Below are 26,194 nucleotides of genomic sequence, written 5' to 3'. Positions count from 1 at the left end.
CTGGCTGGGGGTCAGTATTTGATGATGTAGTTGACGACCAGGTACGGCGGCATGTTGTTGTGGGCCCGCCCTCCGCCGGCGCTGGCGAGCGTGATGCCCGTCGTTGCGCTCTCCGTTCTGGCGTGGCCGTCGGGACCACTGTCATCCCCGTCTGAATGTGTCGAATTGTCCCCGCTCCCGTGATACACAGGGCTGCGATGAGAATGCCCTGGATCTGTGAGTGTGTGATTGTGGTTCGGCATCTCGTCGATGGTCAGGGTATGCGTAGCCGATCCCCCGCTCGCCGCCAGCGCGAAGCCTGAACCGACCCCGACCGGGACTCGAGTCCTCAGGTCGGGGACACGGAACTTGCCCGCAGCGGCGGTTCCATAGGTCTCGCCGATGACGGCGAACAGATCCCCATAGGTCTGGCGCGACTCCTCTTGACCATGGCACATCAGCCATCCCTCGGGGGCCGTGCTGCCGCCGTAGGCGACGATGGTGCCCACCGGGGCCACGAAGCCGGTCTTGTCCTTGACCCGGCCGTTCGCGGTCAACGTCCCATCGCTGCGCAGCTCCATCAGGGCAGCCGTCTCGTTCTTCTTGAAGAAGCGCGCCGCGATCTCGTCATCGGCCCCGCCGTTCGTGGCCACGTCGGTACGGAACACGAACGGGCGCGCGCTCTGAAACTCCGAATAATACGGGTTCAAACGCAGCTTCCCGTAGGAGGACAGCTCCATCACGGGAGTCTCGCTGTCCCCGTGATAGAAGCTCGCGGCCTCCGAGCGACTGCTGCCCCTCGTATTGGACCGGAACGTCAACATGTCCACATGCTGGAGCTCCCCTGACTCGACCCGGATGTTCCCGTTGCGCACGTGGAGCTCGGCGTCGGGCTCGCTCACCCCCATCCCGACGCGGAGGCGCTTGTCGCCCCGGCCGAAGATCAGCGGCACCTTTTCGATCGGGCAGAGGATCTCCCCGTCCCAGTAGCCGGGCACGGCGCTGTAGCGGAGCTCGAGGTGCGCCGTCCCGCTCGGTTCCCCCGGCATCAGGTTGCTCAGCTTCAGCTCCAGAAACTCCTGCGGCGCCAGCGCCACGTCGCTCGCGGGGGTGAGCACCCACTCGAGCAGGTCGCCGTCGGCGTTCAGCACGGGCTCGGAGACCGTCCAGCCGGCGAGCGCGATCACCGCGTCGTCCAGCCAACTCGCCGTGCCGAGCGCCCACGGCTGGGTCCCCACCGGCAGCGCCACCACGAGGCGGGAGCTCTTCTCCGGCTCGCTCGCGTCGTGGCGGAAGCGCAGGATCTCCTGGGTCCGGGGCGAAGCGCTGTTCACCAGGCGAAGGGTCACCATGCTCTTCGCGTAGCTCCTGCTGAGGAGCGCCTGGTTCGGCCCGTCGAAGCGCGCCCGCAGCGGGATGTCCGGCCTCCCCCGCCGGTCGCGCACCCCGAGGGAGAGCTTGTCGGCCAGGAGGTAGTCCGAGCCCTGCCCGGGGCCGAGCGGGATGAGGACAAAAACGTCGGCATCGGTGAGGCTCTGCGCCACGGTGAGCTTCGGCCAGGCGAGGTCCAGCACCACCTCCGCGCCCGCGTCGGGCGTCGCGGACACGCCGTGTAGCAGCAGCACCAGCCGCTCCCCCGGGGCGATCTGGATCTCCGGGCTGCGCCAGGCCAGGTACACGTCCGTCGTGCCGTCCTGGCGGTCGATGCGCAGGACGTCCCAGTCCTCTCCGGCGACGCCCGTCTTGCGCCCGGCCAGCGCGCCCGCCGGGAAGTGCAGCCGGAAGTGGTGCTGGCCATTGGCCTCGCCCGCGGACCCCCGCTGCTTCAGGACGATCGCCGCGTCCGTCAGGATGTTGACGATGTCGAGCTGGAGCGCGTTGCCGGAGCCCGGGTTCTCGATGAGCAGCACGTTCCGCAGCCGCTCGCCGCGCGCGTTGAACAGCTCGTAGCTCACCTCGAACCCGAACGGCATCGGCTTCTCGGCCCCTTCGCTCACGGTCGCCGTCTCGGTCGCTTCACTCATGGTCGTTCCCTCTCCTCCAAACACGCCTGCTCAACCGCCCGATGCCTCGGTGCGCCGCAGCATCAGCCATCCCTCGCGGAGCTCCTGCGGCGCGGCGAACGCGGCGCGGGCGTTCGGCGGCGCGAGCTCGCTCGTCTCGGCCCAGCCGCCGCCGGCCTCCTGCGTCACCCACGACCACGCGTGCCCCGGCTGCCGCGGCACCTCCAGCCGGAGCGCCCCCTGGTCCGTGAGCAGCGGCGCCGTCAAGAAGCTCACCTCCATCGCGTCGAGCGCCTCGCGGTAGTGCGCCGGCGACAGGCGGAGCTGCGAGCTCGGCAGCACGCCCGTGGTCGCGTGCACCTGGCCCCCCGGGTCGAGCAGCAGCGTCACGCGCTGCTCCGGCCCGTCGGGCGTCCGCTCGACGTGCAGCGATCCGTCGGCGTAGGTGCGGATCTTGTCGTGCCCGATCGCGCGGAGCTGCGGCGAGTAGAACACCCCGTCCGCGTACGACCCGTCGTCCTGCTCCAGGAAGTAGCCCACGAGGCCGTCGTCGAGCTGCGCGAACTCGCCGAGGCGCACGGGGATCTTCACCTGCTCCAGCCCGCGGGTCGTGGTCGTGCCCTCGCCCGCCACCGCGCTCGGATCGAACGCCGGCGGACCCTGGAGCTCCAGGGCGAACGCGGCCCGCACCACCGCCACGGGCCGCGCCACGAGCAGCGCCCGGCCCGGGTTCGCGGCGGACGCCTCGGGATCGATGGTGTCGAGCGCCGTCCGCTGCGCCGAGAGGAAGAGGCGTAGGAACGCCGGGCCCTGAGCGCGCACGTGCTTGACCACCCGATCGAGGTGAGCGTTCGGGAGCTGGAAGTCGCCGCGCGCGTCCATCCGCACCCGGCCGCCGCTCTCCGGCGCGGTGCGCCACGTGCCGCCGCGGTCGACGGCGCCGAGCGCGCGGCCCTCCTTGTCGTAGACCGCGAGCGCGCCGTCCAGGGTATTGACCAGCAGGAAGCCACAGACCGGATTCGTGTCCGGGTGCTCGCTCGTGCGCTGGCGCGCGCCCTCCAGCGGCTCCGCCGGCAGCCACTCGAAGCGCAGGCGCGCCGGCTGCGACAGCCGGGGCGTGAGCAGGACGTGGTAGAGGAGCCCCGCGGGCGGCGTCTGGTCGGTCGTGGTGATGACCTTCGCGTCGCCGGACGACTCGATGTCGACCACGTCCTTCGCCTGCCCGAACGTGTCCACCAGCGTCAGGCCGGTGATCGACATGGCCCCGGCGCGCAGCGGGTTGAAGCGGTCGAACGCGAGCGGCCGGCGCTGGATGCTGCCCCCCATCGCGTCGCGCGCCGTGTCCGTGTAGAAGAGGTCCTCCGAGTCGTCGTAGGCCGTGGGCAAGGCGATCCCGAGCTGCATCGTCGGCTCGCGGAGGAGCAGCACCTTGTTGAAGTTGCCGAGCGACTGGGCCAGGCACGGCGCCTCTTGCAGCTCCTCGTAGGCCCACAGCGCGGTGAACACGGGGTCCTCGATCCCCGGCGCCGGCGTCGTCTGCCCGAGGTACCACGCCTTGATCTCGGCGAAGTGCTGCTCGAGGTAGCCCTTGCCTCGCTCGTCGTCGGGGACGTCGTGCGCCTCGTAGTAGTCCTGGACCACGCCGTGATCGAGGTAGTGGACGAGGCGCTCGCGCACCTCCAGGCCCGCCGAAGGCGTCAGCAGGCTGACGCCCGTGTAGCTGCTGACCATCGACGAGAAGCTGTCCTCCTGCCCCGGCAGGAGGGCGTGATCCACCGCCTGCGTGTCGAGCTTGTAGTGCGCGCGCACGAGCTCGGGGTCGTAGTCGCCGTTCTCGTCGCGGCCGCAGGAGGCGACGTGGAAGGACCAGTGCATCAGGAACGGGTTCCACGGCGGCTCCGCCCAGACGTTCCCCTCATCCACGCCGAGCCCCGCGAGGTAGGCCTGCAAGGCGGCGACGGTGGCGTCCGGCAGCGCCGCGAGGTCGAGCGCCGCGTCCACGCGGTCGCACGGGAGCAGATCGTCGTCTGCGCCGCCCTTCCAGATCGCGCCCGCCGCCGCCTCGCCCGTGATGAGCAGGACCGGATCGGCCGGCTCGTAATAAGGCGCCGCCGGCAGCGTGCGCACGGCGAACGGCGCGGCCGCCCCCGCCTCGGTCGCGTTGTACGCCAGCACGGCCGATTGCAGCGCCTCGAGCGCCGCCGCGAGCCGCCCTGCGATCGACGACGCCGACGCCGGGATCTCCAGCAGGAGCCCCTCGGCGTCCGCGCGCACGGGATAGACGACGCCGCGGTCGTGGATCTCCCACGCCTCGTCCCGCTGCAGCACCGCGACCGTGTGATCGGCGGACAGCTTGAACGCCTCGTCGATGCAGTTGGGGAACTCGACGGGCCAGACCCAGTAATCGTCGCCCGACTCGTCCAGATCGAAGGGGGCCCCCGCGTTGAGGCTCGCCACGTAGTCGGCGTAGTAGCTGCTCAGGCGGGAGACGATCCGGTGGACCACGGGCTCGACGCGGGCGTGGAAGCCGCCGGTCGCCTCGCCCTGCTCGAGCGCCAGCTGCCCCAGCGAGGTGCGCCGTCGCCGCACGGGCACGACGTAGCCCTCGAAGAAGTTGACGCCCACGACCTCCCTCGCGTTCACGAGGGCGTGCCAGCGGACGTACATCCGCTGGCGCAGGTGCTCGAGCTCGTCGAGCGCGCGCTGGTGCTCGTCCTGGAGCGTGTTCAGCGCCTCGAGCAGGCCCGCCCATTCGGGCGGCTGCGCCCGCGCCGCGCGCGCCGGCGCCCGGCGCAGCCGCGCGAACAGGTCCCCCGCGCCCTCGGTCTCCGGCTGGACCGCCCACCGGACGCCGGCCGCGTGCGAGGCGAACCCCCGCTCGTGGCGCGCCTCGTAGAGGATCGCGTCGAGGTCGAGCCGGTGCCCCTCCAGCCGATCCGCGAGCTGCAGCGCCTCGAGCTGGTCCTCGACGAGGCGGCGCTTCGCGAGCGCTTCCTCGTTTGTCTCGCCCGCATGCAGGTAGGCGAGGTAGGCGGCCAGCGCCTCCGTCTCGGTCTGCCCCACGGCGAGCGCGGGCGGGGGCAGATCGCGGACGACATCCCGCGCGGCCCGCGCGCCCGGCGCGAACGTGAGCCGCGCGTGGAAGAGCGTCGCCTGCGGCAGCGCCTCGCCCGGCGGGGCCGCCGCGAGCGTCCACTCGAGCTTCTCCTCGAGCAGCGCCTTGAGCTTCGCCGGCGTGTCGGCCGCGGCGAGCAGCGGGGCCAGGCAGTCGCGCTGCGGGTCGCCGTACCAGCCGATGACGTCGTAGCGCAGCCCCGCTGGCGGCGTGCGCGTGGGGAAGTCCTCGTCCCGGAACCCGAACACGGTGCGGCAGTTCGGGTAGAACGACGCGAACGTCGCCCGCACCGGATCGAGGACCGCGACCTCCGTCTCGGGCCCGACGGCCGTGAGCGCCGCGAGGTGCTCGTGCTTCGGATCCGCGTGCGTCGTGCGCCACTCCGCGAGCGGCAGGGCGCGCCCGAGGAAGCGGTAGCGGTACCCCTCTCCCGGCGCCGGATCGGGCACGGCCATCACGTTGACCGGCGCCTCGCCCTCGCTCTCGATGTCGTCGCCCCAGCCCTCCGGGTAGAGGTAATCGCTCTCCACCACCCACTGCCGCTCCGGCTCCCCCCCGCCGCTGCGCAGGACGAGCCAGCGGTTCGGCACCTCGGGGAACCGCGTCCCCTGCGCCTCGTGCTCCCCCCGGGCCAGGGCGTCGGGCAGGAGCCAGTGCAGGTGAATGCCGGGCAGGAGCGGCAGATCCCGCGAGAACGGCGGCGCGAGGATGTGCTCGCTCAGGTTGGGGTTGTCGTCGTAGTCGACCCCTCCGGCCCTGAACGGCAGCCGGCGGTAGTCCGCCATGGCCCGGACCACACGCCTCCTGTCGCTGGCGGCGTCGTCGTCGCCGTCGTCCAGGCACATGGCCTGTAGCCGGAGAGGAACCCGGAGAAAGCGCTGCGCGTTGCTCGGTGCCGTCATGTCTGCCCCGCTCCGCGATCCGTCGATCGGGGGTTGTTGGTGAAGCGTCGTCTGGTGGGCCCCGCCCTCGCCCCGAACGCAGGGCGGCGACCGGTGAGGCGCGCTGTCCGCGCATCGCCGAGGCGCGTCGTACGTAGCCGCGAGCGCCGGGCCGCTTCTATGGGACCTTGGTCCCATGGCGGCCGGCGCGGACGCGCGATAGCGAGGGCGCCGGGCCCTCCCAGCCGACCCACGCGCCGGACAACAGTGCGGCACATTGGGAAGCGCCAAGGCGCCAAGGACGCCAAGAGATCTGAACAATTTGGCGTCCTTGGCGCCTCGGCGGTTCGATCCTGTGCAGCGCTGTCCGCGGTAAGCACCGCACCACCGCCGCGCTGCCCTCGACCCATTGGACACGGTGGGGGCAAGGCTGCCGCGCTGCCTTCCCGCCACCGGACACGGTCCGGGAAAGGCTGCCGCGCTGCCTTCCCGCCACCGGACACGGTCCGGGAAAGGCTGCCGCGCTGCCTTCCCGCCACCGGACACGGTCCGGGAAGGGCTGCCGCGCTGCCTTCCCGCCACCGGACACGGTCCGGGAAGGGCTGCCGCGCTGCCCTCGACCTACCGGAAACGGTTCTGGAAAGGCTGCCACGCTGCCCTCGACCCACCGGAAACGGTCCGGGCAAGGCTGCCGCGCTGCCCTCCCGCCACCGGAAACGGTCTGAACAGCTTCGCTGAGCTTGTCCTACGGGACCGGAACCGCTCCTGGCGGGACTGCCGCGCTGCCCACGCGCAAGCTCACGAATTCACGCGGCCTGTCGTCAGGATCTTGCCAGGCGCGTTGACGCATGGAGACGCGTCGTTATGCCTGCCCGGAACGTCCGGCGCGCGCCGGGCGCTCAGAACAACATCCATCGCCGGGGGTAGAGGGCGTGTGTCCTTTGCTGTCCTCCACGGCTCGGCGATGGAGACAAGCGAGAGGTGATCCCCTCATGGCGAAATCTTCTTCGGTCAAGAAAAAGCCCTCTCCCAAGAAGCCCTCGGCCCCGCCCCAGGCGGCGGCGGCCTTCGACAAGGCGCTTCCCGAGATCGAGGCCCTGAGCCCGGACCGGCTCATCCCTCTGAACCTCGACGTGCCCCGCGTGGTCTCCCAGGTGCTCGGCGTGCTGCCCGGCCTCCGCGCGCTGCGCGCCGACATCACGGAGCACCTGCCGACGTTCGAGCTCGCGCGGCTCGACCGGCTCGAGACCTACGCGCTCGCCGCCTGGTATGCGCACCTCCTGTGGCTGTCCAGCGGAGATGCCGAGAGCGCGGTGAAGCCGCTGCTCGCCGAGGCGGCGCCGCTGCGCGAGAACCTGCTCGGCGACGCCGAGGCGCTCGCCCGACGCGGCCTGCTCGACGCAGAGGCGGTCGCGGACATCCGCGCGGGACAAGGGCACATCGACACGGCGAACGACCTCGTGGCGCTCTCGGCGCTCTTCAGCGCGAGCTGGTCCGAGATCGCCGGCAAGACGGCGGCGACCGAGGAGGAGGTGAAGCGCGCCGGGGAGATCGGGCCGCAGCTGCTCGCGGCCCTCGGAATCAGGGAGCACGGCAAGGGACCCGGGCCGACCGAGGCCGCGGACAAGCGGACCCGCGCCTTCTCGCTGCTCGTCCATGCCTACGACCAGATCCGCCGCGCCGTCGCCTACCTGCGCTGGGACGAGGAGGACGCCGACGTGATCGCCCCGTCGCTCTACAAGGGGCGCACGGGCCGCGCGACGCCGTCGACCGACACCGACACCGCGACAGCGCCGCCGGACGAGGCGCCGGCTGGGCCGGCGGCGCCGCCCGGCACGCCAGCCCCCGTCACGCCGGACGGCACGGCCGCGCCGCTGGCCCCCGGCGCCGCGCCGTCCGGCACGGCGACCCCGCCGGCTCCCAGCGCCGCGCCCAACGGCGCGCCGACCGTGGGCTAAACCCTCCCCAGACCGCTCCCGACGCCAGAGCCAAGCTCAGCTCGCCCGCCCAGACCGTTTCCGGTTCCCGGAGGGCCGCTCGACCGGTCCACGACGATCGCCGGCTGCGAGCAGGGCGCCCCCGGCCCGTGCGCCGGCGGTGCGTTTCCACAAACGGACCGGGAAAGCTCCCCGTAATTCTAGGTATGAGCAGATCCCGCGACGACATCTGGAACTCCATTCACGCTGCCGCGACGGAGCTTCTCCCCCGGTTGCTGCGACTCCTGGGGGTCGCCGAGGCCGACGTCGATGACCTGCAGCAGGAGGTCCTGCTCGCGGCGTACAAGAGCCTCGACCGTTTCCACCCCGACTGGACCCCGACGCCTCGCGAGGCTCCCTCCGCCGCCGGCCCGCCACGCGTGCAGGGCCAGCGCCAGCGGCGCAGCCCTGAAGCCCGATGGGTGATCGGGATCGCGTTGAACAAGGTCAGCCATCACCTGGACCGCGCCCACCGCCGCCGCGAGGTGCCGGCCGGCTTGCACCTGGTGTCGCAGCGCCAAGCGGTCGACCCCGCGCCGAGCGGCGAGGAGCACCTCGCGAACCAAGAGCGGCTGGAGCTCACGACCGAGGTTCTCGACACGCTCGATCCCGAACGGCGGGTCCTCCTCGTCCTGTACGAGGCCTACGAGGTGCCGCTCGTCGACATCGCCCGCGAGCTCGGCCTCAAATACAACACCGCCAGCAACCGGCTTCGCCTCGCCCGCGAGGACTACCGCGCCGCCGTCGAGCGGCTGCGCCCGGAGCAGCGCCAGGCGCTGCGCGCCTTCTGGCTCCCGTTTCCTCTGGCGTCGGGCTTCCTGGCGCAGGAGCACGACGCGGAGGCGCCGGCATCGCCAGCCCAGGCGCCGCCGTCCCCCGCGCTGCCCGCGTCGCGACCGCCGGCATCCACACCCCGTGCGCCAGCACCGCCGCTGGCTGCGCCCTCGATCCTGCGCCTGCGAGGCAGCTCGGTCCGGATCGCCCGCGCTCTCGGGTGGGCCGCGGCGGGCGCGGCCGTGACGGCGGCCGCGCTGCTCGCCCTGAGACCGCCGCCGCCGCGCTGGGCTCACCGCTTCGGGGCGGCGCTGCGCGCGCTGCCCGTGCGCGGCGCCTCCCTCGCAGCGACCGCGCCGCAGCCGGCGCCGGAGCCGCTGGCCGCCGCTCCGGCGGCCGAGGCGCTCCACCGGCCCTGCCGTCCCGCCCCGCGGGCGTCGCCGCCGGCCATCGAGCGGGAGGACGCGTTCATGGAGGAACGCCGGCTGCTGGACGCGGCGCAGGAGCGCCTCTCCGCCGGCGACCCCGCCGGGACGCTCCGGCAGCTCGACGCGCACGAGGAGCGCTTTCCCCTCGGCCGGCTGACGTCCATCCGCGAGCGGCTCCGCACGCTCGTCCGGACACGCTTCGCCGCCCCACCGGAGCAGGGCGCGCCTGAAAGGGAGCCGTCGCGATGAGCAGGCCCAGGGCTCGACCGGAGCTCGGCAGGCGGCCTCTCCGCTGCGCCGCCGGAGCGCTCCGGGGCGCGCGACGCCGGACGCGCGCCGCCGCCCTGGCCGTCATGGTCCTGCTCTGCGCCGCGGAGGCGCGCGCCGCGCCGGAGCCGCCTGCGGTGCGGATCGAGGTCCAGCGAGGGCCCGGCGCCGAGGGCTGCCCCGACGAGACGTTCCTGGGCGCGGAGGTCGCGCGCAGGCTCGGGGCCGACCCGTTCGAGGACGACGCGCCGCGGGCGCTCACGATCCACATCGCGCGGGAGGGCCCCGAGCTCACGGCCTCGCTGGCGCTGCGCGACCGCGAGGGGAAAACCCAGTGGGCCTACGGGTTCAGCACCCGGAGCGGCTGCGAGGAGCTGCTGTCCGGCGTGGCCCTCGCGATCGCGGCGCAGCTCCTCGGCGCGCCGGAGCAGGCGGGTTCGTCGCCCGAGCCATCGCCGCCGTCGGGGTCCTCGCCGCCGTCCGGGTCCTCGCCGCCGCCCGCGCCCTCGGCGCCGTCACCGCAGGCCCGGCGCGCCGCGCCGGATCCGCCCCGGCCGACCGAGCCGGGCGGGGCGCCGCCGCGGCCAGAGACACCGGCGGCTGCGCCGGAGCGGCTGCGCCTGGAAGCCGCGCTCGGAGCGAGCCTGAGCCTCGGGATCACGCCGGGAGCTGCGACCGGAATGACGCTGTCCTTCGGCGTTCGCCGGTCCGACTGGTCGATCGCCGTGGAAGGGCGAGGGCTCGTCTCCCTGGCGCAGGAGGTGGAAGGCCTCCTCATGGGCACCACGGGCTTCGCGGCGGTCACGCTGGCGTGCTATCGCGGCAGCCCGCTGTTCGGATGCGGACTCGCCACCCTCGGCGCCGTCCGGTTCTCCCCTCGGGACCCGTGGACCATGACTTCGCGCAGCGATCCCATGTTCGGTCTCGGGGCGCGCCTTGGTACCGAGTGGCCCCTCTCCCGCAGGTGGTCCGTGCAGGGCTACGCCGAGGCGATCTGGATGGTGAACGAGGCGGCGTTCACGCGCGTGACGCACGACAGCGCGACGCCAGCGCCGCTCCGCTGGACGTCATCGCCGCTCGGCGCAGTCTTCGGGTTGGGCGTCACGGCCACCTACTGAAGGAGCCTGAGATTCAATGAGTCTGTCACGAGCATGTGTAGAGAATCTTTGAAGGGTCTCGGGAATGGCAAGCACAACTGACGATCTGAACGAAACTACCCATTGTGCGGTTGCAGGGACACCCGATAGGCTGCTCGGCATGCGCATCTTCTCCCCTCTGCCCATGTGCGTTCTGCTGGTCCTCGGCTGCGGCGACCCTCCGGCCGTTTACGGTCCCTGTCAGCCGAGCGAATACGGCTACCCAGGCTGCCCCTGGCCCGAGGCGGGCCCAGGAGATGCGGGAGACGCAGGCGACACTGGGGGCGGCGGTGCCGGCGGCGGCGGTGCCGGTGGTGCCGGCGGCGGCGAGGAGCAGGCCTGCGCCGGCGATTGCATCCCGCCGGCGCCGCTCGGCTGGTTCGGCCCGGTGCTGCTCTGGTTCGGCCCGCCGGACCAGGCGCCGGGCTGCCCCGCCGCCGCGCCGAACGTCGGCTACGAGGGCTTCGCCGACCTGGCGCCGGAGCCGCTCGCCTGCGCGGCCTGCCGGTGCGACCCGCCGGACCCGGCGACGGCGTCGTGCCAGCTCCCGCTCCGCTGGTCCGCTCACACGGCGACGGCGTGCTCCGGCGAGGCCTCCGGCGCTGTCGTGACCTCCTTCGCGGCGCCCGAGGCCTGGGACGGCGCCTGCACCGCCGTGAACGCGATCCCCGCCGGCCAGGACTGCGGCGGGCAGCCGTGCGTGCGGGCGCTCTCGGTCGAGGCGCCGGCCGTGGCGGTGACCGGCGCGTGCACGCCCAGGGTCGACGAGCCGCCGCCGCCTGCCCGCCTCGATCCTTGGCAGACGCGCGCGCTCGCCTGCCTGCCCGGCGCTTACACCGAATGCCCGGGCGACCGGAGCACCTGCATGCCGTCGCCGGAGCAGCCCGGGGTCCCGCCGCCCGGCGGCTTCCTGACCTGCGTGTTCCACGAGGGCGACGTGACGTGCGAGGAGCCCTACCTCGATCGCCACGTCTTCTACGGCGGCGCCGACGACACCCGCGGCTGCTCCGAGTGCGGCTGCGGGGAGCCCGAGGGCGCGTCGTGCACGATCATGGCCTCGGTCTACAGCGACGGCGCGTGCGCGGACCAAGTCGCATCCAGCCTCGTCAGCTCCATGGCGTCGTTCTGCGTCGTCACGCCGCCCGGGGTCGCCCTCGGCAGCAAGTCGGCCGAGCTCGTGGCCGTCGACCCCGGCGGCTGCGCCCCGAGCGGCGGCGAGCCGGTCGGCGAGCTGCTGCCGGCCGAGCCGTCGACGTTCTGCTGCCAGGCATAGGGCTGCACCGCCGCCGCCGCGTCCGCGCGGTCAGCCGCCGCGCCGGCGCAGCTCGGCCTCGAGCTCGGCGATGCGCCGCTCCGCCGACGCGCGGGCGGCCTCCTCGGCCTCCGCGCGCCGGCGCTCGGCCTCCTCGGGGGTGAGGACGAGCTCCGCACCGTCGGGGGTGCGGGCGAGCCGAAGCGCCGCCGGCTGGCCCGCGGCCGGGACGACGACCCAGTGCAGATCGAGCACCGTGCACGGGCTGCGCTCCCCCTCGACGACCCGCTCGACCAGATCGCCGTCGATGCGATCCCAGACCCGCAGCCGCTCCCCGGGCGCGGCCTCGGGGTCGAACGCGACCAGCTCCAGCACGCCGAGCTCGTGGTACTTGCCGAGCTTCTCCGCCCAGATCTGCGGATCCGCGTCGTGCTCGCTCACGATCTCGACCGCGAGCTCGGGGGCCCCGCGCTCCCACATCTTCCAGGAGCCGAACGGCGTGTCCGGGGTGCCGAGCCGGACGAACGCGTCCGGCGCAAGGCACCGGCTCGGATCCGACGCGGACCAGTAGACGAACTGGTCGGAGCCGATCGCCGCTCGATCCGAGAAGGTCTTGAGCACGAGGTAGAGCAGGGTCCTCAGATCGAGGTGGCGCTTGGTCTCCGGCACGAGGGCCTCTTCCGGGAAGTGGAGCGGCGATGGCGCGCGGACGTGACGGAGACGACGCGCGTGCACGGCGGGTTGCATGGGGGGAGTATAGCCTCCCCGGTCATACCGTGCAGAGCAGCATCGCCGGGGCGGCTCGAACGGTCGCCCAGATGCGCCCGCCTCGGAAGGGCGGCTCCCCTGACGTGTCGCGCTCCCGGAACAGGTGCTTACCAGGTCCGCCGCGCCGCCGCCTACCTGCGCTGGGACGAGAGGGACGCCGACGCGATCGCCCCGTCGCTCTGCAAGCGGCGCACGGGCCGCGCGACGCCGTCCGCCTCGTCCGACACCACCACGGCGCCGCCGGACGAGGCGCCGGCGGCAGCGTGCTTACGCCGCTCTGCCGCCGGCTTGAGGGCGTCGTATCAGGCGGTGGCCTCGGCGAGATCGCGCTCGAACGTCGGTGCGGCTTCGGCCTTCGCCTGCGCCTCCAGCCAGGCGGCTTCGTCGAAGGTCTTGTTCGCCATTGCGCGCTCGATGGCCTGCGTCTCTCGGAACTCCCGCGCCTCGGCCGCCAGCGTCCACGTCACCTCCAACGACATCCGCTCGATCTCCTGGCGGATGTCGTGGAGCGGCACGCGGAAGAACTCCTTGCGGGGGTTCACCTTGTTCACCTGGTTCCGGACGAACCGCTGGTGAAGCACGCGCTCGAGGGACGGAGCATCCTGGCTCGAGATCATCGCGTGCACGTCGAACTCGAACGGCACGCTCGCGTCGCCCAGCTCACGGACCCGGTCCAGGGGCTCGAGCCGCCGCGTCATGCCGATCTTGTAGACGTGCTCTCCGAACGAGCCGACATTCGAGATGATGTAGACGTGCCCGGCCTTCGTCTGCTGCGCCATCGAGATGGCGCGCTGGTTCTTCTCCTCCGCCGCGCGGAGCCGTTCGGAGAGCTCGAGGAGCTTCTGCTCGTACCTGGCGCGCTCATCGTCGTTCGCCTTCTCCACGTCCCGACGCGCCTTTTCCATCGCCTTCCGGATCGTCTCCTCCTCCTTCTCGGCCTCCTTCTTCGCCTTCTCGAACTCGCGCTGCGCTCTCTCCTCCTCGCGGATACGCTCCTTGATCTGCCGCTGCTCCTCGCGCTCCTTTACCTTCAGCTCCTGCGCGACCACGGCCCATCGGAGCTCCTCGAGCCGAGCGTCGAGGTACTCGGGCAGGATCCGCGCCTCGCGGAAGGCGCGCCCGCCCTGGTTCACCAGCATGAACGCGTCCCGGATCTTCTGCTGCAAGGTCCCGAAGTTGTCGTGCCGAACGTCGGCGAGGATCGTGTCCACCTTGCCGTTGAATGCGTCGAGCACGAAGGCGATGGCGGTCGTGCGCCGGTTCGCCTCCGCGTACTCGCACGTCGCCGCCAGGCCGTCGCTGATCATGTCGCGGCACTTGCCGCGGGCCGCCTTGAGGCGCTGTCCTGCCTCGGCGAAGCCGAACTCCTCGGCGAGCTCGTCCAGGAGACCCGCCGTCGGCATGACGTAGCGATCGCCGTAGCCCTCGATCACGTTCTTCATCGCCTGCGCGGTCTGCTCGAGGCGCTTCGCTTCCCGTTGCGCGGTGAGCGCAGCGCCGGCGATCTCCTCGGCGCGCCGGTTCGCGCTGTCCACGATGCGCGCCGCGTCGGCAGAAGCCTGGGCCAGCGTCGCTTGAACGGAGGCGCGCGCCGCCGCCTGGGCGGCCTGCGCCTCCGCCGAGACCTGCGCCTTCAAGGCGTCGGCCGCGGTGTGTGCTTGCGCGTGCGCAGCGCGCGCGTCGGCGAGGAGGCGATCGGCCTCCCGTCGGGCGCCGGCGGCGAGCTCCGTCGCGGCGGCCTGCGCGTGCGCTCTGAGCTGCGCTGCCCACGTCTCCGTCTGCGCTCGTATCCCCGCGGCGGCGGCTTCGGCGTCGACGATCGTCTGGTAGCGGCTCAGATGCTGGAGTTGCGCCTGCAGGCTCGCGACGTGCTGGCAAAGACCTCCGTTCGTGTCGAGCGCCCGCTTCAGCTCGCCGTTCGCCTGCTGGAGGGAGCTCTCCATTTGCCGGAGCGAGCCCTGCGCTTGCCGGAGCGAGCCGCTCGTCTTGTGCTCCTTGGACGCGAAGAACGCCGCGGCCGCGAGCGCGACCACGAACAGAACGATGAGAACGAGCTCCACGATGCTCCTTCTGCGGACGGCAGTACGCCGCGCTTGCAGAGTACGCGACCGTCGTATCGCGCGTCCCGGCTCGAATCTGATGACGGCGCATCTTTGTCAATCGCCGGGGGCATCCCTCAACACTCTTCACCACATCAGGGGCGTCCCACATAGCGCCATCACACCCGACGTCCTACGCCGAACAGCGGCGCTCGCCCGGCGAGCGCCGTTCGCCCGTCCCAGAACGCCGTTTGAATGCAGAGCAGCGCCAGCACCGAGCGCGCCTCGACCTCACCGTGGCAGTGCAGATCGAGCACGGCGCACGGGCTGCGCTCCCCCTCGACGCCCCGCTCCACCAGATCGCCGTCGATGCGATCCCAGACCCGCAGCCGCTCCCCGAACGCGGCCTCAGGGTCGAACGCGACGAGCTCGATATGTCACGCACTCGAACCGTGACATGTCACGCACTCGAACCGTGACATGTCACGCCCCCGAACCGTGACATGTCACGCACTCGAACCGTGACATGCCACACCCGATACCCTGCTGGCCTTCCCGCAAACCGAGGACGTCGCTACACTGCCTCTCACCATGAGACAGCTTCTCGGTGCATCTTCAATCCTTCTCTTCTCGATCCTCACCGCCTGCGGCGAGTCCGGCGAGCCCCCCGCCGACCCGGGCGAGAGCGGCTCCGGCGGCGACAGCTTCGGCGGCGGAATCGACCCCGATGGCGGCTTCGATCTCACCCCCTGCCGCGACCTCCCGTCGGCCGCCATGAACGTCGACTTCTCGGGCGACGGCGAGCGCCTGCTCGTCGGCGATACGCTCGGGACGAGCGCGATCGACACGCGGACGTGGGCCGTCGAGCGCACCGCGGCGGATCACCGCGGCACGGTCTACGGCGCCGCTCTCTCGTCGGACGGCCGCGTGGCCGCGAGCTTCGGTGAGGACGAGGTCGTGCGAATCTGGGACGCCCCGTCCGGCAAGCGCCTCGCCGAGAGCCCGAAGATCGCCGGCATCACCGCGTTCGCCCGCTCCGAGGAGGGCGGCGTCATCCTGGTTGGGTTCGGCGACGGCACCGTCAAGGCGCTCGACCCCGCCTCATGGGAGGAGCGCTGGTCGGTCGACGTCGGCGAAGGCCCTGTCACGCCCCTGATCGCGTCGCCGCGCGGCAGCCTCTTCGCTCTTGGCAAGGACCGCGGCACCCAGCTCCGCGACGCCAGGGACGGGACGCTCGTCGGGGAGACGACCTTCGGCGACCGCGTGGGCGCCTTCTCCCCCGACGGGACGCGCTTCGCTTGGGCCGAGGACGACGACGTGATCGTCTTCGAGGCCAAGGAGGGTATCCCGGAGCGCGCGGAGGTGCGGGCGCGCGACGTCGTGCAGGCCCTCGCGCTGGGCCCTGACACCGGCGCCGTCTACGTCGCCCACCCGAGCCACATCGAGCGGCTCGCCCTCGAGGGCGGCGCGGTCGAGATGGAGTATCCCGCCGGGTTCTCGCCGCGCCAGCTCGCCGTGTCCCCCGACGGCTCGCGCCTCGCGGTCGCGGCGCAGAGCCTCCACATCTACGACACCGGCTCGGGCGAGGTCATCTACGAGCGGTTCGCCAACGGCTTCGTCTGGAGCCACGACCTGGACAGGACACGACCCTACGTCGCGTTCGCGGGCGTGGGACAGCCCGCCGAGGTGTGGGACTACGAGACGGGCGCCCGCCTGCGCGTCTTTCCGAGGCCGCCTGGCAACCAGCACCTCGTCGCCTTCCACCCTTCCGGCGAGCTGCTCATCAACCATGACGGCGTCGGTCGCTACTACGACCTCGAGAAGAGCGATCCGACGCGGACCGTCACCTATGAGACGGACGAGGACCTGCCCACGACCTCGTCCTCGGACCCCGAGTGGTCGGGAGACCTCAGGATGTCCCCCGACGGCACGCTGATGCTCGGCACCCATGACGCCAACACGAGGGGGATCTTCCGGGTATTCGACGCCGCGACCGGCGCGCGCGTCGCCACCTTCCCCGGCTTCGAGGGCAATCAAACAGCCTGGGTCTGGTCTCCGGATCAGAGGCTCATCGCGGTCGCTGGGTTTGCCGCGAGCGACGACTCCGCCATTCCCACGACGTACACTGGCATCGCCGTCCGCATCCACGACGCAGCGACGCGCGAGGTGCTCCACGAGCTCGTCGGCCACGAGCACCCGGTGCGGACGCTCGCCTTCTTCCCCGACAATCAACGCCTCGCCACCGCCGACGAGCGGGGCAGCATCCGCTTCTGGGACGTCCAGACCGGCGAGCTGATCGAGGAGTTCCTCGAGCGGAGCAGCGGCGGCGCAGGCGACATCGACATCCACGACGGCGAGATCGCCCTCTCGCCCGACGGCCGCTACCTGGCGAGCGCGGCGGCGAACTGGGGCCTCACCCCCGGTCACACGGGCACGATCACGATCTTCGACATCGAGAAGCATGAGCCTGTTCGTCGCCTGTACTCCTTCGCCGAGGCGAACATGGGGAACGTGAGCTTCTCCCCCGACGCGCGTCACGTCATCGTGGGCGGCGTCCCCGGCGTGCGCGTGTATTGCCTCGGTGACTCCCCCGCGTCTCCCTCTCCTGCTCCCCCGCCGCGCTGAGACGGCGTGGCCGACGATGGCCCCTCGTCGTCGAAGGCCCCGTGGGAAGCCGGGGACGCACCGCCGAAGTCGCCGTCGCGGCCCCGCTCGCCTATGCCGTGTCGCGCTCCCGGAACAGGCGCCTACCAGGTCCGCCGCGCCGCCGCCTGCCTGCGCGCGGCCCCCCCCCGCGCCGCCGTGGCGACCCGCTCAGTAGGGCGTCGCGCAGACGTTGTAGCCGCACCCGTGGACGAGGAAGGCGCCGGCGACGGCGTTCCGCACCCCCCCGAAGGTCGCGACCGCCGCCCCCGTCTCGATGTCGTAGAAGACGCCGTCGCCGCGCGAGTAGAAGACCGTCGCCGAGACCGGCTGAATCCCGTAGTAATCGTCGGTGCTGTACTCGGTGCGGACGGGGAGCCTCGGCAGCGACGGCGTGCCGACGACGTTGCCCAGCTCGTCGTAGATCGTCGATTTATCGTAGTTCCAACGAAAGGTGTCGTCATCCTTGACGTAGGTCTGGACGAGCACGCGGGTATCGTCGACCCAGCCGACCGCGCAACCGCGCACCGCGTTGACGAGCGCGCTGCCCTCATAGATCTGCGTGAACCCGCAGCCCTTCTCGGAGACATCATCGGTCACGACGAAGTGGCGGCCGTCGGGGGAGACGAACGGCGTCGGTGCACGCCTGGTGTCCTGGAAGATCACCGTTTCGCCCGACCAGTCGCTCACGATGCGCTGGTACATGGTGGTGCTCGAGGAGTAGGAGCGACCGAGCACGGCGCCGTCGAGGGACATCGAGAAGTCCCTCGCCCCCACGTCGCGCGACAGCGAGGCGCGCTCCTCGCCGTCCGGCAGGGAGAAGAGCCGGAGAGAGTAGTCCACGACGCTCGACCGGGCGCCATAGGCGCGCGCCGCGAGCAGGCTGCCGTCCGCCGAGAGCATCACCTTCTCGGTGAAGAACGGGACGGCCGCCGAGGGCCCCGCGTCGAGCGCGGCCGTGTCGTAGATGAAGACTTTCCCCGAAGCCGTCGCGACGGCCGCATGCCCCGATGGAGAGCCTCCGAGGGCGGTGATCCTGCCGCAGCCGAGCAGCCCCGCGTCCTCCGGATCGGTGAGGATGCCCTTCAGCGAGATCATGCCGAACGCGCTCGAGGCCACCCAGCGCAGGTCCTGGTCGATGTGGATCCTGCTGTTGTAGAACATGGGCATGTCGTGCTCGCTCCGGGTCACCTCGGCGCCGCCGAGATCGATGACATCGAGCTCCGGCCATTCTCTGCGCAGCACGCCGATCGCGCGCTCGTTCGGCACGAGGGTGTACGCGTTCCCGTAGGCGTACTCGGCGGCGGGGACGAGGCCGCCCCCGACGCGATAGATCGTGAGCGGATAGCCCGGTCTGTCGTCCTCGAAGGTCCAGAAGTAGTCGCGCGTCCCCCCGAGATGGCGGGTCGACGGCAGGTTGACGATGCTCTCCTGGGTCGCGGCCTTCGAGTACACGCGCACCGTGGTGCCGGTGGTGGTGAGAAACCGCCCTCCATCCTGGAACCAGGAGTGGAACGTGCCCGAGAAGGCGGGGGTGACGGTGAGAGGCGAGCCGTCGGCGGGGAGCACGATGACGCCCTGGTCGCCCCCGACTGCGATGCGCAGCGCGTCCGGCGCCGCGTAAAGGGCGCCGTGGTGGCTCGCCGCCGCGGACCAGCGCTCGACCCCCGCGGTGCTCCAGAGGGTGATGATATTGCCAGAATACCTGCGTGTCCAGACGTAGCTCCCGTCGGTCGCGAGCCCCACCTCGTCGTACTCGGCGGTGACGGTGGCCAGCAGGGACCCGTCGGCGGCGCTGCGCAGCTCGAAGACGTGCTGAGGGTCCGTCTGGATCAGCACGATGTCTCCGCGGAGCTCCACGCCCCCCGGCAGCTCGCGCGGCGGGGCTCCTGACAGCGGATCATCGATGAAGGTGCCGCCCGGCGCGTGGCCGTCGGCGATGGCGGCGCGGGCGTCCGTATCCCAGAGGATCCAGCGATCGTAGTCCCAGCCGAGGACGCGATTTCCGGAGAGGAAGAGCCGGGTGAGGTTTCTGTGACCGAGATCGAGAAAGGCATTCGGAGAGCCGAGCGCCAGGCGGCCAGTGCCGCACGGGCCCAGGGCGGCGCCGGAGCCCCCGTCGCCGCCGGTGCCGCCGGTGCCGCCGGTGCCGCCATCGCCGCCGAGGCCGCCGTCGCCGCCATCGCCGCCATCGCCGCCGAGGCCGCCGGTGCCGCCGTCGCCACCGAGGCCGCCGGTGCCGCCAAGGCCGCCGTCGCCGCCGGTGCCGCCACCGCCGGTGCCGCCGAGGCCGCCACTACCGCCGGTGCCGCCGAGGCTGCCACCACCGCCGATGCCGCCGAGGCCGCCACCACCGCCGATGCCGCCGAGGCCGCCATCACCGCCGGTCGCCGGCCCGGGAGTCGCTCCGCCGGAGCCCCCTCCCCCCGCGTCGGAGCAACCGAGGAGAGCAACGAGAGATGCCGCGAGAAGCTCGATCCGTTTCATGTGCATGGTCTCATGGATGCCGCCGGTGCCATGCCCGTTCATCGCCGAGCCAGCGCGCGCCCGACGCGCGCGGCAGGCGCCTGACATGGTTCACCATTCCTCGGCGCCGGCCAAGCCGCTCGACGCGCCTTTCGGGCCTCGATGGTCACGTGCAGGCCACGACGGGCAGGCGCCCCTACCAGCTCACGCGCCGAGGCAGCTCGAACGGCCAGGCCCAGATGCGCCCGCGCCGGAAGAGGGATCCCCTGACCCCCTGCGCGCCGCGACGGCCTCCATGGGACCAAGGTCCCATGGCGAGGCCCGGCGCTCGATTCTACAACCGGCCGGCCCGCGACAAACGGCCGGCCCCGCGACGGTGCGCGGAGGCATCGATTCACTTGCCCTGGAGAGGAAGCCATGACGACCAGCGTGACAGTCCCCGAGGACGACACATTCTACCATCCGCCACCGTCGCTGCTCGAGGGCGAGCACGGCGAGGTGATCTGGTCGCGCCCGCTCTCGGGCGAGGCGGCGATCGCGTCGGCGCGGCTCAACCAGCTCGTGCTCTACCGATCGAGAGATGTCCACGGCAAGCCGATCGCGGTCTCCGGCATCGTCGCGCTGCCTCGCAAGCCCGCCCCGGAGGGCGGCTATCCGATCGTGAGCTGGGCGCACGGGACGGTGGGCTGCGCGGACACGTGCGCGCCGTCGCGCGACACGGTCACGTCGCCGGCGCACCCCTGGAACGAGTACCCGCACGGGCTCCTCAGCGCGTTCCTGGACAGGGGCTGGGCCGTGGCGATGACCGACTACGAGGGGCTCGGCACCGACGGGCTGCACCCGTACCTGCTCGGCGAGTCCCAGGCGCACGGCATCCTCGACATCGCGCTCGCCGCGCGCCGGCTCTTCCCCGCGGAGCTCTCGAGGAAGCTGGCGATCGTGGGCCACTCGCAGGGCGGCCAGGCGGCGCTGTTCGGCGCGCACCACGCCCCGATCTGGACGCCCGATCTCGACCTGCGCGGGGTCGCGGCGATGGCCCCTGCCTCGGGGATCCACCTCCTCGTCGCCGCCGGCACCACCCTGGACTACGCGCAGCCGGGCTTCGCCTTCACCGCGCTGTTCCTGGCGGGCGCCATCGCCGGCAACCCGAACATCAATCCGGAGGAGCTCCTCACGGTGAAGGCGTACAGCGTGTGGCACCACATCCACGAGCGGGCGCGCGTCGAGCTGGCCAAGGAGGACTCCTGGGGCGGGCTCAAGGGGAACGAGCAGCTGCGCCCGGAGCCGAACCCCAGCAAGAAGGCGTTCTTCGACCAGCTCGAGCTGATGAACCCCGCCCTCCGCATCCTCGCCCCGATCCGGATCTCCCAGGCCGCGAAGGATCAACGCATCCGGGCGGACTTCACGAGGACGCTCCACCACCAGCTCGCCGCGCTGAACGGCCCCGTCAACGTGACCTACAAGGAGTACGAAGAGGTCTCCGCGACGCACGATCCGGTCGAGCTCGGCTTCCACTTCGGCCTGATGGACACGGACCTCCCGAGCCTGACGAGGTGGCTGGAGGAGCGGTTCGCCGACGCCGAGCCGGAGGCGCCGACGGCCAGCCCCCGGTAGCGGCCGGGCGGCCCGCGGGAGGCCGCGGCGGGCGCGGGCCGGGCTCGGCGTCGAGGCCGCCTCGGGGCTGTCAGGCGGAGCGGCAGCACGCCACGGCCGAGGAGCTGCGGGCGGCGCCGGCAGGGGAGCTCATGGCGGCCTCGGAGGCACCGGGGCCAGCTGGCGGCGCGCTCCCCGCGCTTGCCGCCCGCCCACGCTTTCACCTACCCTCTCGCCCATGGCCAACCCCACCGCGCTCCTCGAGACCTCCCTGGGCAACATCAAGATCGAGCTCTACGTCGACAAGATGCCCGTCACCGCCGGAAACTTCCTCAAGCTCGCGAAGAGCGGGTTTTACGACGGGCTGCACTTCCACCGCGTCATCGACGGCTTCATGCTCCAGTTCGGCTGCCCGCACAGCCGCGATCCGAAGAGCCGGCTGGCGGGCACGGGCGACGGGCCCGACGGCTGCATCAAGGACGAGCACCCGGCCGGCGCCAAGCTCTCGAACGAGCCCGGCACGCTCTCCATGGCCAACACGGGCTCCCCCAACAGCGGCTCGTGCCAGTTCTTCATCAACACGGTCCACAACGCCTACCTCGACTGGTTCACGCCCGGCCCCTCGAAGCACCCCGTGTTCGGCCGCGTGATCGAGGGCATGGACGTCGTGCACAAGATCGAGAAGTCGCCCACCGACGGGAGCGACCGGCCCGTGACCCCGATCCGCATGAACCGCGTCGTCGTGCAGGACGCCTGATCCGCGCGGCCGCGGTCGCGGCGCGCGCTTCCCGCCCCATCCCCCCATCCCCCCAGCCCCGAGACTCGGCGCCGGCTCCGCGCTCTCGCAGCGCCTCGTGAGCCAGCCCTTCCCGACACATCACATCGTCTGCCTGCGACGCGCCTATGGGACCAAGGTCCCATGGCGCGATCCCAGCTCCCGGGACTAGATCCAGCGGGCCGCGCGACGGTGCGCGGAGGCATCGATTCCCATGCAGGGATCGCGCCCTTGAGCGCGCTGCCGCCCGGGACGTGCGCTCCGCCGGCCGCGGCGCGCGCGGTCCATCTCCCCAGCTTTCGCGGGAGCGCGCCTCGGCGCGCCAGACGAGCAACCATCGAATTCCAAGGAGGCGAGTCCATGACGAGCAACAGCACGCCGATCATCAACACGGTAGAGGGCCCGGTCCAGGGCGTCGTCGAGAGCGAGATCCTCGTGTTCAAGGGCATTCCATACGCCAGGCCGCCCGTGGGCGACCTGCGCTGGAAGGAGCCCCAGCCGGTCGAGCGCTGGAAGGAGACCCGCAAGGCCGACACCTTCGGCCTGGCCTGTCTCCAGCCCACCTATCCCTCGATGGATGGCGCGGGCAGCGTGGGTCCGCAGAGCGAGGATTGCCTTTACCTGAACGTCTGGACGAGCGGCGTGGACCCCGGCGCGCTGAAGCCCGTCATGGTGTGGATCCACGGCGGCGCCTTCAAGATCGGCGTCGGCAGCGACAAGATCTACGGCGGGGGTCCGCTGGCCAGGAAGGGCGCGGTGGTGGTGACCTTCAACTACCGCGTGGGCCTGCTCGGGTTCTTCGCCCATCCGGGCCTGGACAGGGAGCTCGGGCCGGTCAACTTCGGCCTGCTCGATCAGATCGCCGTGCTGGAATGGGTGCAGCGCAACATCGCGGCGTTCGGCGGCGACCCTGGCAATGTCACGATCTTCGGCCAGTCGGCGGGGGCCGAGAGCGTCCTTGCCCTGTTCGCCTCCCCGCTCTCGAGGGACAGGAGCCCGGCCCTGTTCCACAAGGGCATCGCGCAGAGCCCCTACGCGATCCCGGAGCAGACCCGGGTGAAGGCGTCGGAGCTCGGCGTGAAGGTCGCCTCCGGGCTGTTCGGGCTCAATGGCGCGCAGGCCACGGCCGAGGAGCTGCGGGCGGTGCCGGCCGAGAAGTTCAGCGAGAAGTTCATGCCGACCCCGGAGAACCCGCGCGGCCAGGTGCCGTTCCTGGGGCCGAGCCCGGTGCGCGGCGACACGGTCCTGCCGACGGGGCTCAGGGCGACCTTCGAGGCCGGCGAGCAGGCGAAGAAGCCGCTCATCGTCGGCACCAACAGCGACGAGGCGAGCGTCCTCGACGCGTTCGGCATGAACCCGGCGGAGATCATGCAGATGATCATCGACGCGGGCGGGGAGGAGGCCGAGAACGCGCTGGAACAGCTCAAGGGTCTTTACCGCAGCGACCCCGAGGTGACCGAAGAGGACCTCAAGGACCCGAGCCGCTTCGCCGGCCTGGTGCTGCGCGACATGCTGTTCACCGCGCAGGCCCGGTGGCTCGCGGACAAGCACTCGAAGGCGGCCGAGACGCGGTGGTACTACTTCAGCTACGTGCCCGAGGGGGACCGCCAAGACCAGCCCCACGGCGTCCCGCACGGCGGCGAGATGATGTTCCCGTTCGGGGGCATCAAGCCAAGGTTCACCGCGGCGGATCGGACGATGTCCGAGAAGGTCAGCAAGTACTGGTTCTCCTTCGCGAGCAAGGGCACGCCGGAGGGCGACGTGGCGTGGCCCAAGCACGAGACGGGGGGGTTGCTCATGCGCGACAAGACCCTGAAGCTCGGCGAGACGATCGAGGTCGCGTACGACTTCAGGAAGATGCGCCTCGACGCGCTCATCGCGCAGTACCCGAAGCTCGAGGCGGCGCTCGCGGCGGGCGCTGGCTCGGGCGGCGGGCCGCGGTAGGGAGCTAGCCGGCCCTCGCCGACTCGCTCCCGCGCTGCGCTCGGTGCTGGTCCGGCACGACGTTCACGAGATCGGGATGAAGGACGTCGCGGACCTCGAACCGCCAAGAACGCCAAGAAGAGAATCCTATCTTGGCGTCCTTGGCGTCCTTGGCGCCTCGGCGGTTGATTTCTCGCTCGCCCTTCAGCCGCCCACGGAGGCGAGGCTCTTGGGCTCGAGGCCGCCCTTCTTGACGATGAACGCGGCGATCTCCTCGACCCCCTTGTTCTCCTTCAGGTTGGTGAAGAGGAACGGCCTGTCTCCCCGCATCTTCCGGGCGTCCCGGTCCATCACCTCGAGGCTCGCGCCGACCATGGGCGCGAGATCGATCTTGTTGATGATGAGCAGGTCCGACCGGGTGATCCCGGGGCCGCCCTTGCGCGGGATCTTGTCGCCGGCGGACACGTCGATGACATAGAGGGTCAGATCGGCGAGCTCGGGCGAGAAGGTCGCGGCCAGGTTGTCGCCGCCGGACTCGACGAACACGAGATCGAGCGGGGCCAGGCGCTGCGCGATCTCGCGGACGGCCGCCAGGTTGATCGAGGCGTCCTCGCGGATCGCCGTGTGGGGGCAGCCGCCGGTCTCCACGCCGACGATGCGCTCGGGGCTGAGCGCGCCCGAGCGGGTCAGGAACTCGGCGTCTTCCTTCGTGTAGATGTCGTTGGTGACCACGGCGACGCGCCACTCGTCGCGCATGCGCTTGCAGAGGCGATCGACGAGCGCCGTCTTGCCGGAGCCGACCGGCCCTCCGATACCGACGCGGAGGGGACCGTGAGTGCTTGCTGTCATGATCGAAACAACCTCGTGTGTTGGGTTTCGTGGTGCATCGACGAGAGATCGACCCCCGGCGTCGCGGCGCCGATGCGATCGAGCGGCGTGTCGCGGGCGCGCCGGGCGGCGGCGACGATGACCGGCTCGAGCGCCGCCACGACGCGCTGGCCGTCCGTCTGGCCGAGCGGGACCAGGCGGATGCCCGCCGAGACAAGGCTGGAGCCGAAGGCGTGCAGGTACGCCGTCAGCGTCGGATCGAGCGGGACGCCGTGCGCGGCCGCGGCGAGCCCGACCGCGACCGGGAAAGGCGCCTCGCCGGCGTGGCGCTCCGCGAAGGCGTCGAGGCGGGGGTGCGGCCAGGCGGCGCGCGTGATGGCGAGGAACGCGGCGCCCTGCTGCGCGCTCTCCAGCGCGAGCTCGCGGGTGCCCCGGAGCGCCGCCCCGAGCTCGGCCACCTCGTCGAGCTCCCGGTCGTGCTCCGCGCGGTAGGCGGCCGCGAGGAGGGCCGCGTCGACCCGGCCAGAGCCCTCGCCGAGGATCGCCGCGACCCAGACCCGGAGCTGCTCGGCCGTGCGCAAAAGGCCTGCCTCGACCGCCCACTCCAGGCCGTGGCTGTAGCTGAAGCCGCCGACCGGGTAGGCCGGCGACATCCAGCTCATCAGGCGATAGAGCGCGCCCTCACCCACGGCGATCACCTGTGTCCGCGCCCGTGATCGTGCGAATGCCCGTGTGCGTGGGGGTGTCCATGATCGTGAGCGTGCCCATGATCATGGTCGTGCGAAGGCTCGTGAGCATGGGAGTGCCCATGATCGTGGGAATGGGCGTGGTCACGCTCGTGAGCATGAGAGTGCCCGTGCGCATGGGAATGCCCATGTTCGTGGGCGTGCGAGTGCCCATGCCCGTGAGGCGCCTTCTGGTCGTACGCGCCGCGCTCCGGCGTGAACGGCGCGCGGAGCGGCGTCGCCTCGGCGCCGAGCCCCCGGACCATGTCCACGATCACGTGATCGTACCGGATGAGGATCCGCGCGCCGTCGAAGGCGGCCGGGATATGACGGTTGCCGATGTGCCAGGCGATGCGCGGCAGGTCCGCGGCCTCGCGGCACGTGACCGCGACGAGCTCCTCGTCCGCCGCGCGGACCAGGAGCCAGCCGCCGTCCTCGAGGCGAAGGCCGTCTCCGTCGCCGAGCACGGTCGCCTCCGGCAGGTCGAGCAGGAACTCCCACCCCGCGTCGGTCGCGAGCCGGATCCGCCGGCGGTGGCGGTCGTCGTAGGCGAGCGTCACGCGCGCCTCGGCGGCGGTCTCGGGCGTGCTCCCGCGGGGGATGACGTGGATGGCGCGTCGCAT

17 protein-coding genes are annotated in these 26,194 nt (G+C 71.7%); 8 read left to right on the top strand and 9 right to left on the bottom strand.

Annotated features, from left to right (window positions below; all coding sequences use genetic code 11):
* Window positions 1-11: 11 nt before the first annotated feature.
* On the bottom strand, window positions 12-2,003 hold the full coding sequence (locus WMF26_RS13930; RefSeq protein WP_438000736.1) for a phage tail protein: 1,992 nt from the start codon (window positions 2,001-2,003) through the stop codon (window positions 12-14).
* Between the two features lie 30 nt (window positions 2,004-2,033).
* The gene (locus WMF26_RS13925; RefSeq protein WP_438000735.1) at window positions 2,034-5,999 is read right to left on the bottom strand and encodes a hypothetical protein; all 3,966 of its coding nucleotides are present in this window, start codon (window positions 5,997-5,999) and stop codon (window positions 2,034-2,036) included.
* 971 nt (window positions 6,000-6,970) lie between these two features.
* On the opposite strand from WMF26_RS13925, the gene WMF26_RS13920 reads away from it, so the two are divergent.
* The 4 genes from WMF26_RS13920 to WMF26_RS13905 all read left to right on the top strand — a co-directional run bounded on the left by WMF26_RS13920 (window position 6,971) and on the right by WMF26_RS13905 (window position 11,832).
* Window positions 6,971-7,936, top strand: a complete 966-nt coding sequence (locus WMF26_RS13920) for a hypothetical protein (RefSeq protein ID WP_438000734.1) — start codon at window positions 6,971-6,973, stop codon at window positions 7,934-7,936.
* 251 nt (window positions 7,937-8,187) lie between these two features.
* Entirely contained in the window at window positions 8,188-9,405 is a 1,218-nt protein-coding gene (locus WMF26_RS13915) for an RNA polymerase sigma factor (RefSeq protein ID WP_438000733.1), read from the top strand.
* A complete protein-coding gene (locus WMF26_RS13910) occupies window positions 9,402-10,541 on the top strand; it encodes a hypothetical protein (RefSeq protein ID WP_438000732.1) in 1,140 nt (379 codons plus the stop codon). The genes WMF26_RS13915 and WMF26_RS13910 overlap by 4 nt, the downstream gene beginning before the upstream one ends.
* 139 nt (window positions 10,542-10,680) lie before the next feature.
* Window positions 10,681-11,832: a hypothetical protein gene (locus tag WMF26_RS13905; RefSeq protein ID WP_438000731.1), complete on the top strand. Its 1,152-nt coding sequence runs from the start codon at window positions 10,681-10,683 to the stop codon at window positions 11,830-11,832.
* A gap of 30 nt (window positions 11,833-11,862) precedes the next feature.
* Here the strand turns inward: WMF26_RS13905 and WMF26_RS13900 are convergent, their stop codons facing one another.
* The 3 genes from WMF26_RS13900 to WMF26_RS13890 form a co-directional block, all read right to left on the bottom strand.
* On the bottom strand, window positions 11,863-12,480 hold the full coding sequence (locus WMF26_RS13900) for a Uma2 family endonuclease (protein ID WP_438000730.1): 618 nt from the start codon (window positions 12,478-12,480) through the stop codon (window positions 11,863-11,865).
* A gap of 401 nt (window positions 12,481-12,881) precedes the next feature.
* Entirely contained in the window at window positions 12,882-14,639 is a 1,758-nt protein-coding gene (locus WMF26_RS13895; RefSeq protein ID WP_438000729.1) for a DUF4041 domain-containing protein, read from the bottom strand.
* Window positions 14,640-14,797: 158 nt separating this feature from the next.
* Window positions 14,798-14,974, bottom strand: coding sequence for a hypothetical protein (locus WMF26_RS13890; RefSeq protein ID WP_438000728.1), 177 nt, complete (start codon window positions 14,972-14,974; stop codon window positions 14,798-14,800).
* Between the two features lie 235 nt (window positions 14,975-15,209).
* Between WMF26_RS13890 and WMF26_RS13885 the strand changes: the two genes are divergently transcribed.
* Entirely contained in the window at window positions 15,210-17,243 is a 2,034-nt protein-coding gene (locus WMF26_RS13885) for a WD40 repeat domain-containing protein (protein WP_438000727.1), read from the top strand.
* A 189-nt stretch (window positions 17,244-17,432) separates the two neighbouring features.
* On the opposite strand, the gene WMF26_RS13880 is transcribed toward WMF26_RS13885, so the two are convergent.
* Window positions 17,433-19,748 (bottom strand): hypothetical protein, encoded by a 2,316-nt coding sequence (locus WMF26_RS13880; protein ID WP_438000726.1) that lies wholly within the window; start codon window positions 19,746-19,748, stop codon window positions 17,433-17,435.
* Window positions 19,749-20,144: 396 nt separating this feature from the next.
* On the opposite strand from WMF26_RS13880, the gene WMF26_RS13875 reads away from it, so the two are divergent.
* From WMF26_RS13875 to WMF26_RS13865, 3 genes are all read left to right on the top strand, one after another.
* Window positions 20,145-21,341, top strand: coding sequence for a lipase family protein (locus WMF26_RS13875; RefSeq protein WP_438000725.1), 1,197 nt, complete (start codon window positions 20,145-20,147; stop codon window positions 21,339-21,341).
* 217 nt (window positions 21,342-21,558) lie between these two features.
* On the top strand, window positions 21,559-22,077 hold the full coding sequence (locus tag WMF26_RS13870) for a peptidylprolyl isomerase (protein ID WP_061629217.1): 519 nt from the start codon (window positions 21,559-21,561) through the stop codon (window positions 22,075-22,077).
* 378 nt (window positions 22,078-22,455) lie between these two features.
* A complete protein-coding gene (locus WMF26_RS13865; RefSeq protein WP_438000724.1) occupies window positions 22,456-24,039 on the top strand; it encodes a carboxylesterase/lipase family protein in 1,584 nt (527 codons plus the stop codon).
* A gap of 183 nt (window positions 24,040-24,222) precedes the next feature.
* On the opposite strand, the gene ureG is transcribed toward WMF26_RS13865, so the two are convergent.
* The 3 genes from ureG to WMF26_RS13850 are packed head-to-tail and all read right to left on the bottom strand — an operon-like array spanning window position 24,223 to window position 26,194.
* Window positions 24,223-24,867, bottom strand: coding sequence for an urease accessory protein UreG (ureG, locus tag WMF26_RS13860; RefSeq protein WP_438000723.1), 645 nt, complete (start codon window positions 24,865-24,867; stop codon window positions 24,223-24,225).
* The gene (locus WMF26_RS13855) at window positions 24,864-25,544 is read right to left on the bottom strand and encodes an urease accessory protein UreF (protein ID WP_438000722.1); all 681 of its coding nucleotides are present in this window, start codon (window positions 25,542-25,544) and stop codon (window positions 24,864-24,866) included. The genes ureG and WMF26_RS13855 overlap by 4 nt, the downstream gene beginning before the upstream one ends.
* Window positions 25,541-26,194, bottom strand: a complete 654-nt coding sequence (locus WMF26_RS13850) for an urease accessory protein UreE (protein ID WP_438000721.1) — start codon at window positions 26,192-26,194, stop codon at window positions 25,541-25,543. The genes WMF26_RS13855 and WMF26_RS13850 overlap by 4 nt, the downstream gene beginning before the upstream one ends.

The organism is Sorangium sp. So ce185 (assembly GCF_051526825.1).
Classification (GTDB): domain Bacteria; phylum Myxococcota_A; class Polyangia; order Polyangiales; family Polyangiaceae; genus Sorangium; species Sorangium cellulosum_D.
This window is presented reverse-complemented; position numbering and strand designations above follow the sequence as displayed.